Annotated in this window: 11 protein-coding genes and 3 pseudogenes; 5 read left to right on the forward strand and 9 right to left on the reverse strand. The window is 75.0% G+C overall.

Features of this window, described 5'->3' with window-relative positions:
* Positions 1–28 precede the first annotated feature (28 nt).
* Complete coding sequence (gene proP, locus ACQEVS_RS04545; RefSeq protein WP_433027266.1) at positions 29–1,657, reverse strand: glycine betaine/L-proline transporter ProP; 1,629 nt, start codon at positions 1,655–1,657, stop codon at positions 29–31.
* 219 nt (positions 1,658–1,876) lie between these two features.
* The gene (locus ACQEVS_RS04550) at positions 1,877–2,320 is read right to left on the reverse strand and encodes an ankyrin repeat domain-containing protein (RefSeq protein ID WP_433015537.1); all 444 of its coding nucleotides are present in this window, start codon (positions 2,318–2,320) and stop codon (positions 1,877–1,879) included.
* 314 nt (positions 2,321–2,634) lie between these two features.
* Between ACQEVS_RS04550 and ACQEVS_RS04555 the strand changes: the two genes are divergently transcribed.
* Positions 2,635–2,829, forward strand: coding sequence for a hypothetical protein (locus tag ACQEVS_RS04555; protein ID WP_004948848.1), 195 nt, complete (start codon positions 2,635–2,637; stop codon positions 2,827–2,829).
* Positions 2,830–2,920: 91 nt separating this feature from the next.
* Positions 2,921–4,503: pseudogene (locus ACQEVS_RS04560) on the forward strand (hypothetical protein); the annotation flags it as partial.
* A gap of 1,344 nt (positions 4,504–5,847) precedes the next feature.
* Here the strand turns inward: ACQEVS_RS04560 and ACQEVS_RS04565 are convergent.
* A pseudogene (locus ACQEVS_RS04565) lies at positions 5,848–7,364 on the reverse strand (PLP-dependent aminotransferase family protein).
* A 121-nt stretch (positions 7,365–7,485) separates the two neighbouring features.
* Here ACQEVS_RS04565 and ACQEVS_RS04570 point away from each other — a divergent pair.
* Positions 7,486–8,253, forward strand: coding sequence for a YczE/YyaS/YitT family protein (locus ACQEVS_RS04570; protein WP_433015540.1), 768 nt, complete (start codon positions 7,486–7,488; stop codon positions 8,251–8,253).
* Positions 8,254–8,538: 285 nt separating this feature from the next.
* The gene (locus tag ACQEVS_RS04575) at positions 8,539–8,913 is read left to right on the forward strand and encodes an RNA polymerase-binding protein RbpA (RefSeq protein WP_004948858.1); all 375 of its coding nucleotides are present in this window, start codon (positions 8,539–8,541) and stop codon (positions 8,911–8,913) included.
* A gap of 77 nt (positions 8,914–8,990) precedes the next feature.
* On the opposite strand, the pseudogene fxsA reads toward ACQEVS_RS04575, so the two are convergent.
* From fxsA to ACQEVS_RS04600, 5 genes and pseudogenes are all read right to left on the reverse strand, one after another.
* A pseudogene (gene fxsA / locus ACQEVS_RS04580) lies at positions 8,991–9,539 on the reverse strand (FxsA family membrane protein); the annotation flags it as partial.
* A 245-nt stretch (positions 9,540–9,784) separates the two neighbouring features.
* Positions 9,785–10,543, reverse strand: coding sequence for a polyprenol monophosphomannose synthase (locus tag ACQEVS_RS04585; protein ID WP_433015544.1), 759 nt, complete (start codon positions 10,541–10,543; stop codon positions 9,785–9,787).
* Positions 10,540–12,255 carry an apolipoprotein N-acyltransferase gene (lnt, locus tag ACQEVS_RS04590; RefSeq protein ID WP_433015547.1) on the reverse strand — a complete coding sequence of 572 codons (1,716 nt, stop codon included), beginning with the start codon at positions 12,253–12,255 and terminating at the stop codon, positions 10,540–10,542. The genes ACQEVS_RS04585 and lnt overlap by 4 nt, the downstream gene beginning before the upstream one ends.
* A gap of 553 nt (positions 12,256–12,808) precedes the next feature.
* Positions 12,809–14,422, reverse strand: a complete 1,614-nt coding sequence (locus ACQEVS_RS04595) for an amidohydrolase (RefSeq protein WP_433015550.1) — start codon at positions 14,420–14,422, stop codon at positions 12,809–12,811.
* A 146-nt stretch (positions 14,423–14,568) separates the two neighbouring features.
* Positions 14,569–15,012, reverse strand: coding sequence for an Lrp/AsnC family transcriptional regulator (locus ACQEVS_RS04600; protein ID WP_004948875.1), 444 nt, complete (start codon positions 15,010–15,012; stop codon positions 14,569–14,571).
* Between the two features lie 200 nt (positions 15,013–15,212).
* Between ACQEVS_RS04600 and ACQEVS_RS04605 the strand changes: the two genes are divergently transcribed.
* Positions 15,213–15,596: a hypothetical protein gene (locus ACQEVS_RS04605; RefSeq protein WP_433015554.1), complete on the forward strand. Its 384-nt coding sequence runs from the start codon at positions 15,213–15,215 to the stop codon at positions 15,594–15,596.
* A gap of 76 nt (positions 15,597–15,672) precedes the next feature.
* Here the strand turns inward: ACQEVS_RS04605 and ACQEVS_RS04610 are convergent, their stop codons facing one another.
* Positions 15,673–16,845, reverse strand: a complete 1,173-nt coding sequence (locus ACQEVS_RS04610; protein WP_433015557.1) for an acyl-CoA dehydrogenase family protein — start codon at positions 16,843–16,845, stop codon at positions 15,673–15,675.
* Positions 16,846–17,020 lie beyond the last annotated feature (175 nt).

The raw sequence follows: 17,020 nt of genomic DNA on the forward strand, positions 1-17,020 counted from the left end.
GCGGCCGTGTGGTGCGGTGCCGGGTGGTTTACGAGCGGTCGTCCCCCGGGCCGTCGGGCGGCCCGGACTCCTCGTGCGCCCGTCCCGGATGGCGCAGGTGGAGCCAGACGTCCCTGGCCCGGCGGCCGGCCTCGGTGCGGCTGCGGGCGACCAGGCGGCGGGCCTGTTCCGGGGACTCCACCATCGGGCCGGAGCCGCGCAGCGGCTTGCCCGCCGTCTCGTGCAGGAAGAAGGCGGAGACGAAGCCGACGGCGCCCGCGCCCATCAGGTAGTAGGCGGGGATCATCCGGTCCCCCGTCTGCTCCAGCAGCGCGGAGACCACCAGCGGGGTGGTGCCGCCGAAGAGGGAGACGGAGATGTTGAAGGAGACCGAGAGCGCGCCGTAGCGCATCCGGGTGGGGAAGAGGGCGGGAAGCGTGGAGGCGGCGGTGCCGGCGAAGACGACGAGCAGCAGCCCGAGCATCAGGCAGCCGAGCGCCGGCAGCAGCGTGCCCCCGGCCCGGATCAGGAGGATCGCCGGGATCGCCAGGGCGATCATCGCGGCGCTGCCGACCATGAACATCGGCCGGCGCCCCCACTGGTCGGAGGAGCGGCCCACGGTGGTGATGGTGAGCGCCACCACGATCATGGTGCCGAGGATCAGCAGCTGGGCCGTGGTGGGATCCTTGCCGAGCGTCTCGGTCATGTAGGTGGGCAGGTAGGAGGTCACCAGGTAGTTGGTGACGTTGTAGACGATCACCAGGCCCATGCAGATCAGCACAGCGTGCCAGTGCTTGGTGAAGATCTCGCGCAGCCGGCCGTGGCCGGACTGGCGGGCCTCCTCGGTGCCCTCGGCCACCGCCTCCGCGTCCGGGGCGGCGGGGGCGACGCCGGCCTCGGCCGCCGCGCGGAAGGCGGGGGTCTCCTCCAGCTTCATCCGCATGTACAGGCCGATCAGCCCGAGCGGGCCGGCGAGCAGGAAGGGCAGCCGCCAGCCCCAGTCCGTCATCCCGTCGTCGCCGAGGACGGCGGTGAGCACGGTGACCAGGCCCGAGCCGAGCGCGTAGCCGACGAAGGTGCCGAAGTCGAGCCAGCTGCCCAGGAAGCCGCGGCGCTTGTCGGGGGCGTACTCGGCGATGTAGGTGGTGGCTCCGGCGTACTCGCCGCCGGTCGAGAAGCCCTGCACCAGGCGGCAGAGCAGCAGCAGGACGGGCGCGGCGACGCCGATCGTCCCGTAGGTGGGGAGCAGGCCGACGGCGAAGGTGCTGACCGCCATCATGATCATCGTGGCGGCGAGGACGCGCTGCCGTCCGACGCGGTCGCCGAGCGGCCCGAACACCAGCCCGCCCAGCGGGCGAACGAGGAAGGCGGCGGCGAAGGTGGCGAAGGCCGAGATGACCTGGGCGCCCGGGGAGCTGGAGGGGAAGAAGACCTTGCCGAGGGTGGCCGCCACATAGGCGTACACGCCGAAGTCGAACCACTCCATCATGTTGCCGAGCGCCGCGGCGGACACGGCACGGCGGACCTCCGGGCGGTCCGCGACCGTGACCTCCTCGATGCTCAGGGACGACTTGTTCCGCCGCAGCAGCGTGCGGAGCAGGCGGTCCGTGGACGAGGTGCCACCCCGTGCGGGGGCACCCCGCACGGTGTTCGGGGTTCGTCTGCGCTCGGCGCCCATGATCACCTGTCGGAGAGTCTGGCGGGACACGTGGTCCCGTTGGTCCCTTCCGGTATGGGTACGCACTTTGGCGCTGTTTATTCGCTTATGGCTCACGCGGATGCGTCTTGCCCGGTCGTCACACGTAAAACCTGCTGCTCCGCGGGCCCGCGCGCGTTGTGTGCCTCTTACACGCTCTCCGCCGCACGGCCCGCGCTCCCCCGCGCGATCCGCGCACCGCTACGCGCCCCGGAACAGCTCCAGCAGGTCCTGCCGGCCGAACATGCCAGCCGTCTCGACCGCCGACGGCACCCCGGCGGCCGGGTCGGCGCCGTGCGCGACGAGCAGCCGGACCACCTCGTCCTCGGACTTGAAGACGGCACCGGCCAGCGGGGTCTGCCCGCGGTCGTTGGCCCGGTTCGGGTCGGCGCCCCGGTCCAGCAGGGCGGCGACGGTCCGGGGGTGCCCGTGGTAGGCGGCGAGCATCACGAGGGTGTCGCCCCGGTCGTTGGTCAGGTTCGGCGGCACCCCGGCGTCCACGTAGGCGGCGAGGGTGTCGGTGTCCCCGTGCCGGGCCAGGTCGAAGACCTTGGCCGCGAGCTGGAGCACCTCGGGGTCGTGCGCGGGTTCCGCGGGGCCGGGGGAAGGCGGGGTGGGCTCGGCGCCGGGCGTCGGCTCGGGCATGGTCGGCGGTCCTCGGGGTCGGGGCCCCACGGCGGGGCCGGTCGGTCCGGGCCGCTCACGGGCCCGGCGCGGGTCGGGTCCGCGGTGCGCGGCCCGGTTCCCGATCTTTCCCAGGTCCCACCCTACGTACGCCCCGCCCGGCCCGAACGCCGGACGGCACGGTCGCGGCCGAGCGGGTGAACCGGCCGCGCGTCACTCGTGCGCCTCTCCCCGGATGCGTCACTCGTGTGCCTCTTCCCGGATGTCCGGATCCCTGCTTGCTGTGACGCTGGGAGGACTCATGGTGACCGCCCCACACCAACAGGAGACCACCCATGATCCTCTCCATCTCCGGCGTCGTGCTGCTGGGCATCGTCGTGTTCCTGTTCTTCCGCAAGGACGGCCTCAAGGCCAGCCACGCCCTCGTCTGCGCCCTGTTCGGCTTCTACCTCGCCGGCACCGCCATCGCCCCCAGCATCAAGGCGGGCGGCGCCAGCCTCGCCGGGCTGCTGGGCGGACTGCGGTTCTGACCGCCCGCCGCGCGCGGTACCGGTCCGTCCCGCCGCGCGCGGCGCCCGTCCACCCCGAAGTCCCACCCCGCCCCGACGTCAGGAGGCCGCCATGGGCCGGCGCGGAGTCCCCCGCACCCTGACCGACCGAGCCCCGCTCACCCCCGGCCGGGAGCTCGCCCACAGCGTCACCGACAGCGCCCGCGACGTGCTGCACCCGGTCATCACCATCGGCCGCGGCCTGCGCTCGCTGGCGGCGGCCGGGCGGCGCGGCTGGGCCCGCACCCCCGGGACCGGCGCGGCGCCGCGCTGCTGCTGGCCGCCTCCTGCATGCTCATCGTCGCCCTCATCCCCTACGGGCCCCCGCTGGCCGCCGCCGCGCTGCTGGCCGCCGGCGCGTGGCGCGGCCGGGACCGCGCCGCCGCCCCGACGGGCCGCCAGGACCCGGTGGAGGGCCGCCTCCAGGCCCTGTACGAGGCCCTCGTCCCGTACTTCTCCTCGCCCCTGGACCCGACGCCGCTCTACTCCCACGGCGGCGCCTGGCGGCAGGCGTTCGACGACCCCGCCTTCGACGACGAGGGCCGGCTGGTCGCCCTGCGGCTGCGCTACCCGGCGTACTTCACCGACGGGGAGAGCGAGGCCCGCGCCCGGATCGAGCACCTGCTGCAGACCAAGGCGGGCCGGGGCCGGGAGTACCGCTTCGTCTGGGACGAGGAGGAGGGCGCCCTCGACCTGTCCGTGCTGCCCGCCCTCCCGGCCGGCATCCGGGCCCAGCGCTTCGTGACCGCCCCCGGCGAGGTCCTGCTGGGCTTCACCGACCCGGAGGCCGTCCAGCGGACGCTGCCGGTGACCGACGGTGGCCGGACGTGCGACGTCCCGCCGGTCATCTGGCGCACCGGCCAGCGGTCCTCCGAACCCCACCTGCTGGCCCTCGGCCGGCCCGCGAGCGGCGTCACCACGCTGCTCCGCTCGGTGCTGCTGCAGGCCCTGCACCACGGGGACGTGGTGATCGTGGACGGCGGCGGGGCGGGCGAGTACGCGTGCCTGGCCGGCCGGGAAGGCGTCCTGGCCGTCGAGTCCGCGCCGCCCGGCGCGACGGCCGCCCTGGAGTGGGCCGCGCAGGAGACCCAGCGGCGGCTGGTGGCCACCAACACGGCGCGACAGCAAGGGCGTCCGGCGCCGGAGGACGTCCGCCGCCCGCTGTGGATCGTCGTCGACCGCCCCGTCGCGCTGAGCGCCCTCGCCGCCGGCGAGGGCCGCCCCGACCCACAGGAACTGCTCCAGGTGCCGCTGCGGCACGGCCGGGCCGCGAACGTGACCGTCGCGCTCGGCGAGCAGCTGGAGAGCGAACGGCTGCTCACCGAGGCGGTGCTCGCCCACACCCGGGCCCGGGTGGTCCTGGGCCCGGTCCCCGCCGGCCAGGTGCGCGGCACGCTCGGCGAACTGCCGCAGACCACGCCCGTCAACGAGGTGCCCCCCGGCCGGGGTTACGCCCGCCTGGGCACCGGCCCGGTCCACCGCCTCCAGGTCCCGGCCACCCCCGACCCGTACGACGAGGGCGCCCCCGAACCGCACCGCCGCGCCGTCGCGGACCTCCTCCCGCCCTGGCCCCCGACCGAACAGCTCACCGCCCCGGCGGCCCACCTGTCCCCCCGGCCGCCGGAGCCCTGCGCCGACGGTGCCGGAGGCGCCTCGGCCGCCGCAGCCCCGGCCGTCGGCGCGGGCGGGTTGCCGGGCCATCCGCCGGCGGACGGCGGCGGGGCGCGCCCGGGCGCCTGGGATCAGGCCCCCGCGCACGACACCGCACCCGCGCCCTCGGACGCGTCGGGACGTCACCCGGCGAACGGCCCGGATCCGGAAGGCCCACGGTTCGCGGGCAGCCCCGGCGGGGAAGCACCCCCGCAGACCTCGGCCTACCCGCCGGCGGACGGCACGGCGGCCCGCCCGCACGGCCGGGGCCAGGTATTCACCTCCGTCGCGGCCTCCGCGCCGGGCGCGCGGTTCACCGACGACCCGGCGCCCGGCCCGGGAGCGCCCTCGCGGAGCGGGTTCCACCCGCCGCCGGACGGCCGGGACCGCGCCCCCGCGACCGGCGGCGTGCCACCGGAGGCGGCGGGGTACCACCCGGTGGGCGGCCAGGGCCCCGAAGACCCACGCTTCACCGGCGACCCGACGCCCGGCCCGGCAGCGCCCCCGCACAGCGGGGCCTATCCGTCGGCGGACGGTACGGCAGCCGGCCCGGACGGCTGGGGCCGTGCGCCCGCGAACGGTGCCCGCCACGCGCCGCCGGACGCGTCCGGACGCTACCCGGCCGCCGACTCGGGCCACTACGCGATGGACCCCTCGCTACCAGAGGGCGCCCAGCACGCCGGCCATCCGCCGGCGTACGCCTCGGACGCGCTGCCGGCGGACGGCTCCGGCCACTACGTCGCGAACTCCACGGGCCGCCACGGCGCCCGGCGCGCCGACGGCCACGCGGGCCCCACCGGTCACCGCCCGGCGGACGGCATCGGCCACGCGCCGACGCATGCCTCCGGGCGCCACCCGGCGGACGTTCCTGGCGGTTTTCCGGCGGCCGGTCCAGGCGGCTTTCCGGCGGCCGGTTCGGGCGGTTTCCCGGCGGACGATCCAAACGGCTTCCCGACGGACGTTCCAGGCGGTTTCCCGGCGGACGCCTCCGCCGGCTTCCCGCCGGCCGGTGCGGGGCACGACGGCGGGTGGGACACCGGCCACCGGCAGGACGTCCCTGGCCGGCCGCAGGCGGACCGCTCGGGCCACTTCCCCGTGGACCCCTCGCTCCACGGAGGCTCCCGGCGGGCCGGTCACCGGCAGGAGGCCGCGGGCCCGGTCGGCGGCACCGCCCACCACGCCGCAAGCCCCTCGGCCCGCGCGAGCACCGGCCGTCACGCGAGCCCCGCCGACTACGCGCCGGCGCACGTCTATCCGGTCAGCGGTCCCGACCCTTACCGGGCAGGCGCCCAGGGCCACTTCCCCATGAACCCCGCCGTCCCTGCCGACCCCGCCGGCCCCACCGACCTCTCAGGCCACGAACGTGCGCGGCGCGTCGGCCGCCACGAGGGCGCCGCTGGCCACCAGGCGGGCGGCCTCGGCGAGCCGGGTCACCGCCTCGTCGGCGACCGGCCCGGTGACGGTGAACGGCAGCCGTACGTACCCTTCGAAGGCGCCGTCCACGCCGAACCGCGGACCGGACGGCACGCGTACCCCCAGCCGTTCGCCGACCTGGGCGATCCGCGAGCCGGACAGTCCGCCGGTGCGTACCCAGAGGGTGAGGCCGCCCTTCGGGACGGTGAACTCCCAGTCGGGCAGCCGCGCTTCGAGGGCCGCGACGACCGCGTCCCGGCTGTCGAGCACTTCGGCGCGGCGTACGGCGACGGCCTCCTCCCAACCGCCGGTCTCCAGCAGCCGGGTGACGGCGAGCTGTTCCAGCACGGGCGTCCCCAGGTCGGCATAGGCGCGGGCGGCGACCAGGCTGCGGATCACCTCGGGGGCGGCGCGTACCCAGCCGATCCGCAGCCCGGCCCAGAACGACTTGCTGGCGGAGCCCACGGTGACCACCGTGCTGCCGGCCGGGTCGAAGGCGCAGACGGGGCGGGGCATGGCCAGCCCGGGTTCCAGGGCGAGGTCGGTCATGGTCTCGTCGGCGACCAGTACGGTGCCGGCGGACCGCGCCGCCTCGACGAGTTCGCGCCGCTGGGCCTCGGGGGCGAGGGCGCCGGTGGGGTTGTGGAAGTCGGCGATCACGTAGGCCAGCCGGGGGCGGCGTCCCGCAGGACCTGGCGCCAGGCGGGCAGGTCCCAGCCGCCGAGCCGGTCGGCCATGCCGACGGGTACGAGCCGGGCACCGGCCTCACGCAGCAGCTGAAGGACATTGGCGTACGACGGTGACTCGACGGCCACCCGCTCGCCGCGCCCGGCCAGCAGCCGGCCGATGGCGGCGACGGCGCCCATGGCCCCGGTGGTCACCATGATCTGCTCGGGCATGGTGGGTATGCCGCGCGCGGTGTAGCGGTCGGCGAGGGCCTGCCGCAGGGCGGGGAGCCCGGCCGGGTAGTCGCCGTGGGTGTGCGCGTAGGGCGGCAGTTCCTCCAGCGCTCCCTGGAACGCCCGGGTCAGCCAGGGTTCGGGCGCGGTCAGCGCGGCGCAGCCGAGGTCGATCATCGAGCCGGCGGTCTCGGGCGGCAGCGGGTCCAGCGCCCGGGTGGGCAGCGGGCTGCCGGCGGGCACGGCGGTCCAGCTGCCGGCCCCGCGCCGGGATTCGAGGAACCCCTCGCCGCGCAGCGCCTCGTAGGCCGCGGCGACGGTGGTCCGGCTGACGGAGAGGGCCGTGGCGAGCTCGCGCTCGGCGGGCAGCCGGGCGGCCACCGGGACGCGGCCCTCCAGGACGAGCAGCCGGACGCGGTCGGCGAGCGAGCGGTAGGCGGGCGTGCGGCGGCCGTTGAGGGGCGTCACGCCGCCGCGGGCCTCCGCGCCGCCGCCCTGGGCGTCCAGGAGACGCGCGAGCTGCTGCGCCCCCACCGAGGCGGTCCACTGACTCACGTTTGCGGTCCACCTTTCAGGAATTGGCCATGGATCTTCATCGCTTACAGTCCACAGACTGCCATGCGACAGGCCAACCGCACCACCACCGGGGCACGGCCACGACTTTTGGGGAGGGGCTGTGCCCACACCGACACCGGCCACACCGACACCGGCCACACCAGCACCGGACACGACGACACCGGCCACACCGACAGCGGTCACGGCGACACGGACCAGGGCGACGGCCGTCGCCGGGCGCCTCGTCCGGCTCTACGCGGGCCTGGCGCTGTACGGGGCGAGCGCGGGCCTGCAACTGCGGGCCGGATTCGGCCTGCCACCCTGGGACGTGCTCAACCAGGGCGTCGCCCGGCACGCCGGCATCTCGATCGGCACGGCGTCGATCCTCATCGGCGCGCTGGTGTTGCTGCTGTGGATCCCGCTGCGGCAGCGCCCGGGGCTGGGCACGGTGTCCAACGTGCTGACGATCGGCCTGGCACTGGACGCGACGCTGGGACTGGTCCCCGCGCAGCACTCGTACTGGACGCGGATCCCGCTGCTGGTCTTCGCCGTGGTGCTGTGCGGTGCGGCCACCGGGCTGTACATATCGGCCCGCTTCGGCGCGGGACCGCGCGACGGGCTGATGACCGGCCTGCACCGCAGGACGGGCCGCTCGGTGCGGCTGGTGCGCACCTGCATCGAGGTGGCGGTACTGGCGACGGGCTTCGCGCTCGGCGGTTCGGTAGGCGCCGGGACGGTACTGTTCGCGGTGACGATCGGCCCGCTCGCCCAGTTCTTCCTGCGCCTCTTCGAGCCGACCCGCAGCGCGCCGGCGGAACGTCCGGTGGCGGGCGGGGAGGCCGCTCCGGCGGTCGTCGGGACGGCCGGGGCCCGACCTTCCGGAAGGTGACCGTCCGGCCCGCGCCGGGCCCGGTGCGCCACGGAAAGCCGCGAGCCGGTAGTGTACGCCTTTGACCCACCGGATGAACCGTTACTGCGCGCTCAAGTGTCGGGAACACTGAGTGACATCTGTTGTCAGATGTGACAAACCGGGCGCTGGTGGGTACAACAAGGGGCGGCACGACGGGCGACGCATGTCCCTCAACGGGAATCTTCACCGCCGACCGGACGTTGACCGGATGACGACGACAGCGACACCTGTCCTGTGGGCGACAAGCCCGGGAGGCACGAATTCATGAGTGAGCGAGCTCTTCGCGGCACGCGACTTGTGGTGACCAGCTACGAGACCGACCGCGGCATCGATCTGGCCCCGCGCCAGGCGGTGGAGTACGCATGCCCGAACGGCCATCGATTCGAGATGCCGTTCTCAGTAGAGGCGGAGATTCCGCCGGAGTGGGAGTGTAAGGCCTGCGGCGCCGTGGCACTCCTGGTGGACGGCGACGGACCCGAGGAGAAGAAGGGCAAGCCCGCACGCACGCACTGGGACATGCTCATGGAGCGACGCACCCGTGAGGAGCTGGAGGAGGTGCTGGCCGAGAGGCTGGCGGTCCTGCGCTCCGGCGCCATGAACATCGCCGTGCATCCGCGGGACACCCGCAAGTCGGCCTGACCGGCCGCACCGCGCACCACAAGGGCCCGGCCACCGCTTCCTCGCGGTGGCCGGGCCCTTGTGCGCCCGCGCTCCGTTCAGCGCGGCAGCTGCGGGTCGTCCGCGCGATGAGCCGACGGCTGGTCCTCCCGTATGACCTCGCCCTGGACGACCTTGCCGTCGGGCTGGTGCATCCGCGCCTGCCGCATGGCGTCGCCCAGCGGGCTCGCCGCGCCCGCGGCGCGCTCGATCCGGCGGGCGGCCGTCTTCCGGATCAGCGCCCGGGTGGGCGGGAACAGGCACAGCAGCCCGGCCGCGTCCGAGAGCAGACCCGGCACCATCAGCAGCAGGCCCCCGAGCATGGTGAGGCCGTTGCCCCCGCCTTCCGCCTCCGGCGCGGCCCCCTGCGCGCCCGCGGCCTGCATCGACCGCGTCAGCCGCTGCCAGGCGCGGCGGCCGGCCCGTTTGATGACGTACGAGCCGAGGACGACTCCTCCGGCGAGCAGCGCGAAGACGGCGAGGCCGCCGGCGGCGTCCGCGACCAGGATCAGGAGCCAGATCTCCAGGACGGCCCAGGCGGCGATGGCGAGGGGGAGGAGTTTGCGCGTCATGCATCCAGTGTGCCTGGGTGGTGGGGGTGCCCCGGTCCCGCCCCCAGAGGGGGGACCCCCACTTCACCGTTTCTCGCAGGGGCTGCGCCCCCGCAGCCCTGAAACCGCGCTCCGCGCGGTTGTCCTCAAACGCCGGACGGGCTGAAGATCGCGCCCGGGCGCACTATCCAGCCCGTCCGGCGTTTGAGGACGAGCGGCGAAGCCGCGAAAAGCGGGGTCTGGGGCGCCGGCCCCAGGAATCGGCGAAGGGGCGGGACCGGGGCACAGCCCGCCGCAGGCGGCTACCGCCCGAGCGCCTTGCCCACCCGCGACCCGACGCCCCACGACGTCACCCGCCACAACGCCTCGGCCACGATGTCGCGACTCATCTTGGAGTCGCCCCGCTCCCGCTCCACGAACGTGATGGGCACCTCCACCACGTGGAAGCCCGCCTTCACCGCCCGCCACGCCAGGTCGACCTGGAAGCAGTAGCCCTGGGAGGCCACCTCTTCCATCCCCAGCCCCTCCAGCGTCTCGCGCCGGAAGGCGCGGTAGCCGCCGGTGATGTCGCGCAGGCGGACGTCGAGCATCAGCCGGGAGTAGGTGGAGCCGCCGCGGGAGAGGAACTCGCGGGACTTGGGCCAGTTCACGACGCGGCCGCCGGGGACCCAGCGGGAGCCGAGGGCCAGGTCGGCGTTCTTGAGGGCGGTGAGCAGCCGGGGCAGCTCCTCGGGCTGGTGGGAGCCGTCCGCGTCCATCTCCACCAGGACGCCGTAGCCCTGGTCCAGGCCCCAGCGGAAGCCCGCGAGGTAGGCGGCGCCCAGCCCCTCCTTGCCCTCGCGGTGCAGGACGTGGACGTGGTCGTCGTCCTCGGCCAGCTCGTCCGCGAGCTTGCCGGTGCCGTCCGGGCTGTTGTCGTCGGCGACGAGCACGTGCGCCTCCGGGACGGCGGCCCGCACCCGGCCGACGATGGGCTTGATGTTCTCCGCCTCGTTGAAGGTCGGGATGATCACCAAGGTCGTGCCGAGCGGACCGTATCTCCGCTGACCGCCGTCGTTCACTGCTGGCCCTTCTTGTCCGACTTGTCCGGGGACTCCACCACTCGTCCCCGACGACCGATCAGCAACGCGGCCGCCCAGGAGAGAAGCCCCACCATAGCGAGCGTCCATTCGGGCGCCGCACCCGCACGGTCCGCGAGCGTTTCGCCGTCCCGGAGCGGGATCGACGTGGTGATGACCTCGCGGGTGAACTCGGGCGCGCGGCGCAGCACCGAGCCGTCCGGGCCGACGACCGCGCTGATGCCGCTGGTGGCCGCGGTCACCACGGCCCGGCCGTGCTCGACGGCGCGCAGCCGGCTCATGGCGAGCTGCTGCTCGGGCTGGTCGGAGTGGCCGAAGGTGGCGTTGTTGGTCTGCACCACCAGTGCGCGGGCCCCGGCGTTCACGGTCTTCCGGACGATCTCGTCGTAGGCGATCTCGAAGCAGATGACGTCGCCGAGCCGGGCCGGGCCGACCTCCATCACCCCGGTGTGGTCGCCCGGATAGAAGTCACGGGGCACCCGCTGCAGCCGCGTGATGACCTTGCTGAGCTGCTCGCGGAACGGCACGTACTCGCCGAACGGCACCGGGTGCTGCTTGGTGTACGAGGCGCCGGGACCGGTCTTCGGGTCCCAGACGATGCCCTCGTTGAAGACGTAGCCCGGCTTGGTGGGGTGGTCGACCAGCGCGCCGACGAGCACCGGCACCCCGATGGCCTTGACCGCCTGGTCGATGCGGTCGTACGCCTCCTTGACCTGGAACGGGTCGAGGTCGGACGAGTTCTCCGGCCAGATGACGAGGTCGGGCTTCTTCGCCCGCCCCTCCTTCACGTCCTTCGCCAGCTGCAGGGTGGCGTTGACGTGGTTGTTGAGGATCAGCATCGGGCGGCCGAGGAAGTCCATGCCGGGCTTCTGCACGTCGCCCTGGACGACGGCGATGTCCACCGTGTCGTCGGCCTTGGTCGGGACCGGCACCGCGTACCCGGCCAGGATCACGGCGACCGCCAGCGCCGCCGCCTCCACCGCCGGCAGCAGCGCCTTCACCGCGAGCGGGCCGCCGACGCCGCGCCGCCGCCACACGGTGAGCCCGGCGAACGCGAGCAGGCCGCCGGCGAGGGCCACCGCGAAGCCCACCAGCGGCGCGCCGCCCAGCGCGGCGAGCGGGGTGAACGGCGAGTGGGTGTTGGCGAAGGCCAGCCGGCCCCAGGGGAAGCCGCCGAACGGCACCCGGTCGCGCGCCCATTCCTCGGCCACCCACAGGCAGGCCCCCCACACCGGCCACCCGCGCAGCCGGGAGGTCCGGGCGAGCCCCGCGCCGAGCGCGGCGACGAACAGCGCCTCCGCCACGGACAGGCCGACGACGGCGTCGTACCCGACGACGTCCAGCCAGCGCAGCAGCAGGACGAAGAACGGCAGGGCGAGGACGAAGCCCGTCCACGCGCCCTGGCGGCCGGTCCTGCCGTGGGTCATCAGGGCGAGCGCGGCGACCCCGAGGACGGACAGCGGCCACACGTCGTACGGCGGGAAGGCGAAGGCCAGCGCCACGCCGGTCGCGGCGGCCAGGCCGGTGCGGGCGGCCTCGCGGCGGGCCAGCGCGGCCAGCCGGACGCGCCGGCCGGGGCGGGGCGCGGCGGGCGCCGGACCGGCGTCCGGCCGGCTCTCGGCCGGGTCGCCGGCGGTCTCGGCGGTGGTGTCGGAACCCGAGGGCACGGTCGCGCCTTCCTGCAGCTCGTTCAAGGGTCACGTGACCGTACCTCGCTGTGGGCAGGGTCCGTGTCCAGGGTGCGGGAAAGCGGCGCGGAGGCCGAGAGGCGAAAGGCCCGGCCAACGATACGGCGGGCGGGCGGGGACGGCGGGTGGGGCTCGGTGTCCTTCGGGCCGGCCGGGGAACCGCTGGCTGCGGGTCGCCCTGGAACCGTTGTCTACTGAACGTCCGGGCCCCACCCGGGTCACACCTGCCGACCCGGCGGAACGTCCCCCGCCCCCGTGCGCTGGACCTGGCTCCCAGTGGCGGCGCGCCCGTGCGGCGCGCCACCCCATGGCCCAGCGGCGTTCGACGACTGCGTGGAGTTCTCCGGTCGGGCGTCCTGTGGTGGACCCGGCCGAACCTACCCGCCCCGGACCGCACCCTGTCAACAGCCGCTTGACCTGCGTCGTTGTGCCAAATCAGCAGGTCAGTGCGGAGGGCGTGACACAGCGCGACAGGCCGACCGCACGTCGTTCGGCGGTACGCGCCGGGCGGACGTCACCCGTTCGGCCGCGTTCGGGCGGCGTACCCGGCCCGTCCCGCTCAGCCGGCGTACACGGTCCGTCCGGCGACCACCGTGCGGACGCAGCGGGGCAGTTGACCGCCGGGGACCAGCTCCGGCAGGCCCGGGGTGCCCGAGCGGGGATCGGTGGACCAGTTGGCGACCCGGGCGTCCGGCACCTGCACCACCAGGTCGCCGGCCTCCCACACCGCGTAGTCGGCGGGCGCGCCCGGGACCAGCACGCCCGCGTCGTCCCGGCCGATGGCCCGCCAGCCGCCGCGGGTGTGCGCGGTGAAGGCCGCGCGCACCGAGATCCGGTGCTCGGGGGTGTGGTGGAAGGCGGCGGCCCGGATCGTCCCCCAGGGGTCGAGCGGGGTGACGGGGCTGTCCGAACCGAGCGCCAGCGGGACGCCGGCGCGCAGCATCGCCGCGTACGGGTTGAGGGTGCGGGCGCGCTCCCGGCCGAGCCGCGCGGCGTACATGCCCTCGTCGCCGCCCCAGGCGGCGTCGAAGGCGGGCTGGACGGAGGCCGTGAGCGCGAACTCCGCGAAGGCGGCGATGTGCTCGGGGGTGAGCATCTCGGCGTGCTCGACCCGGTGCCGGGCGGCGCGGACGCGGTCCAGGCCGACCTTCTCGGCCGCCGCCCGGACGCCGGTGACGACGGCGGTGAGCGCGGCGTCGCCGATGGCGTGGAAACCGGCCTGGACGCCGGCCTCGGTGCAGGCGGCGACGTGCGCGGCGACGGTGTCGGCGTCGAGGTGCGCGGTGCCGGTGCCTCGGCCGTCCGCGTACGGCTCGTGCAGGCAGGCCGTGTGGGAGCCGAGCGACCCGTCCACGAAGAGGTCGCCGGCCGCTCCGTGCGCGCCCAGCTCCCTGACCTTCGCCAACTGGTTCGCGGAAGTGAACGCCTCGGCCCAGTAGCCGACGACGCGGGGGCCCGGCTCCTCGGCGGCCAGCCGCAGCAGCCCGGTCAGGTCGTCCTCGCCGGAGATCATCGGCCCGGCGCACTCGTGCACCGAGCCGATGCCCAGCGAGACCGCGCGGGCCAGCGCGGCGCGCTGCGCCTCGGTGCGCTGGGCCGGGGTGACGGCGGCGTGCGCGGTGGCGCGGACGGCGTGGTGGGCGTCGTCGGTCAGGGGCCCGTCCGGGGTGAAGCCGGGCAGGTCGCGGGCGTTGGGGACCAGGTCGAGGAGGGCGGTGGTGACCACCGCGGAGTGCACGTCGACCCGGGTGAGGTAGAGCGGCCGGCCGTCGGCGGCGGCGTCGAGCTCGGCCCGGGACGGGGGCCGCCCCTCGGGCCAGCGGGAGGCGTCCCAGCCGTGCCCGAGCAGGATCCGGTCGCCGGGCCGGGCGGCGGCGTACGCCCGCACCCGGTCCAGCGCCTCGCCGAGCGTGGCCGCGCCGGAGAGGTCGAGACCGGTCAGCGCGAGGCCGGTGGCGGTGGTGTGCACATGTGCGTCTGTGAACGCGGGGGTGACGAGGGAGCCCTGGAGGTCGATCACCTCGTCGACGCCGTCGGCGAAGGAGTCGGCGGCCCCTTCCGAGCCGACCCAGGCGATGTGGCCGCCTTCGACGACCATCGCGGTCGCGAAGGGGTCGGCGGGGCTGTGCACGTCGCCGTTGCGGAGGAGGGTGGTTCGGGGGCGCTCGCTCATGGGAACAGTGTGGCGTGGGCGGGGGTGGGGCGGGTGCGCGGGGGTGGCGACTCAGCCCGTCCGGCGTTTGAGGACGAGCGGCGGAGCCGCGATCAGCGGGGCCCGGGGCGCAGCCCCAGGAATCGGCGAAGGGGAGGGCCCGGGGCTCACCCCACCCGCGGCGGCCGCGCCTCGTACGGCGTCGACAGGACGATCGTCGTCCGCGTCGACACCCCCGCCAACGACCGGATCCGCGCGAGCAGATGCTCCAGCTCCAGCGGCGTGGCGACCCGCACCTTCAGGATGTAGTTCTCGTCCCCCGCGACACTGTGGCACGCCTCGATCTCGGGGATCTCCGCCAGCCGGTCCGCGATGTCGTCCGGGGCGCTCGGGTCGAACGGCTTCACCGAGATGAAGGCGGTCAGCGGCAGCCCCACCGCCTCCGGGTCGACCACCGCGGCGTATCCGCGGATGACCCCGCGCTGTTCGAGCCGGCGCACGCGCTGGTGCACCGCCGAGGTGGACAGGCCGGTGGCCTTGCCCAGGTCGGTGTAGCTCATCCGCCCGTCCTTGACGAGCAGTTCCACGATCTCTTTGTCGAGCTCCTCCACACCGGCCAACCTACTGCGTCGCACGGCGCCCGGCACAGTCGGCGCCCCCCACGGGCGCGCGGGACGCGTGACGAACGCCACAGGCCCGCGCCCGTGTCCCCCCGGCCGGGGTGATTACCCCGGACCGCCGACGGGAAGTGCTTGCTGTGGCCGGGGCCGAGACGCCCCTGCCAGGCCCAGCCGAGGGGGAAACGAAGATCATGCCGAGCCTGGAACGCCTGGAGAACGACGGCGACAGCAGCCCGTACGGCCCCGACGAGCCGGCGGACTTCACCACGATGTTCCGGGTGACCTGCCCGGACTGCGCCCGCCCGATCGCCCTGCTCGCGGACGAGGACGAGCTCCCGGAGCACGCCCTCTGCCCGTCCCCGTGGAACCCGTTCGGCCTGACGGTCTGCCCGGGCTCCGGGCGCGCCGTGGAGGACGCCGAGCCGGCCGGGGAGGACGAGGGCGCCCTGGAACTGGACACGGCCCTGCTGCTCACCCTGCCGGAGAGCCTGGACTGGCGGACGCAGCCGTTCTCGCACCTCGGCGGGCCGGGCTCGCGCCCGGTGCGGGTGCCGGAGACGCGCCACAGGTCCTGACGCGCACACGGGCCGGCCGCCGTCGTCCGCCCCGGCGGCGGCCGGTCCGCCGCGGCGACTCGTCACCGCCGGCCGGTCACCGTGACTCGGGCCCGGCCAGATGACGGGCGATCACCATCCGCTGGATCTGGTTGGTGCCCTCCACGATCTGGAGGACCTTGGCCTCGCGCATGTACCGCTCGGCGGGGAAGTCCGCCGTGTAGCCGTACCCGCCCATGAGCTGGACGGCGTCGGTGGTGACCCGCATCGCCGCGTCGGTGCAGAAGAGCTTGGCCATGGCCGCCTGCCGGGAGAACGGCAGCTTCCGGTCGCGCAGCCGGGCGGCGGCGAGGTACAGGGCCCGGCCGGCCTCGATCTGCGTGGCCATGTCGGCCAGCAGGAAGCGCAGCCCCTGGAAGTCCGCGAGGGGGCGGCCGAACTGCCGCCGCTCGACGACGAAGGCCAGCGCCTCGTCCAGGGCGGCCTGGGCGAGACCGACGGCGCAGGCGGCGATGCCGAGCCGGCCGGAGTCGAGGGCCGACAGGGCGATGGTGAAGCCCTGGCCCTCCTCGCCGATGCGACGCGCGTCGGGGACGCGTACGCCGTCGAAGTGCAGCTGCGCGGTCGGCGACCCCTTCATGCCCATCTTGCGCTCGGGCGCGGCGGGCGTCAGCCCCGGGGCGTCGCCGGGCACCAGGAACGCGGTGACGCCGTGCGCGCCCTCGCCGCCCGACCGGGCCAGGACGGTGTAGAAGTCGGCGATCCCGCCGTGCGTGATCCACGCCTTGGTGCCGGTGAGGACCCAGTCGTCGCCGTCGCGGACGGCACGGGTGCGCAGGGACGCTGCGTCGGAGCCGGACTGCGGCTCGGAGAGGCAGTACGCGCCGAGGAGCCCGCCGCCGAGCATCGCGGGCAGGTGCTCCGCCTGCTGCTCCTTTGCACCGTAACCGGCGAGGGCGTGGCAGGCGAGGGAGTGGACGCTGACCCCGAGGCCCACCGTCAGCCGCGCGGCGGCCAGTTCCTCCAGGACCTGGAGGTAGACCTCATACGGCTGGCCGCCGCCCCCGAACTCCTCCGCGTAGGCCAGGCCGAGCAGCCCGGACGAGGACAGCAGCCGGAAGAGGTCCCGGGGGAAGTGCCCCGCCTCCTCCTCGGCCGCCGCCCGCGGGGCGATCTCCCGCTGCACCAGGTCGCGCACCAGCGCGAGCAGGTCCTTGGCTTCCTCAGTGGGCAGCTGGCGCTCCACCGGCTGCGGGCCGTGGTCGGTCATGCGACGGCTCTCCTCCCTGTCGGGCGATGAACGGCGGGGGCCTGGGTGTCGGCCGGACCACCGGTGATGCCCAGTCGACAGTCCCGTGCCGGGTCGCGGAATGGGGATGACCTGCGGCTGTGGCGCTTGGAGTATGCCTGATCGCGGGGTCCTCGTCACGGCTTGACAGATCATG

Origin of the sequence: Streptomyces sp. CA-181903, assembly GCF_050937075.1 — a bacterium.
GTDB lineage: Bacteria > Actinomycetota > Actinomycetes > Streptomycetales > Streptomycetaceae > Streptomyces.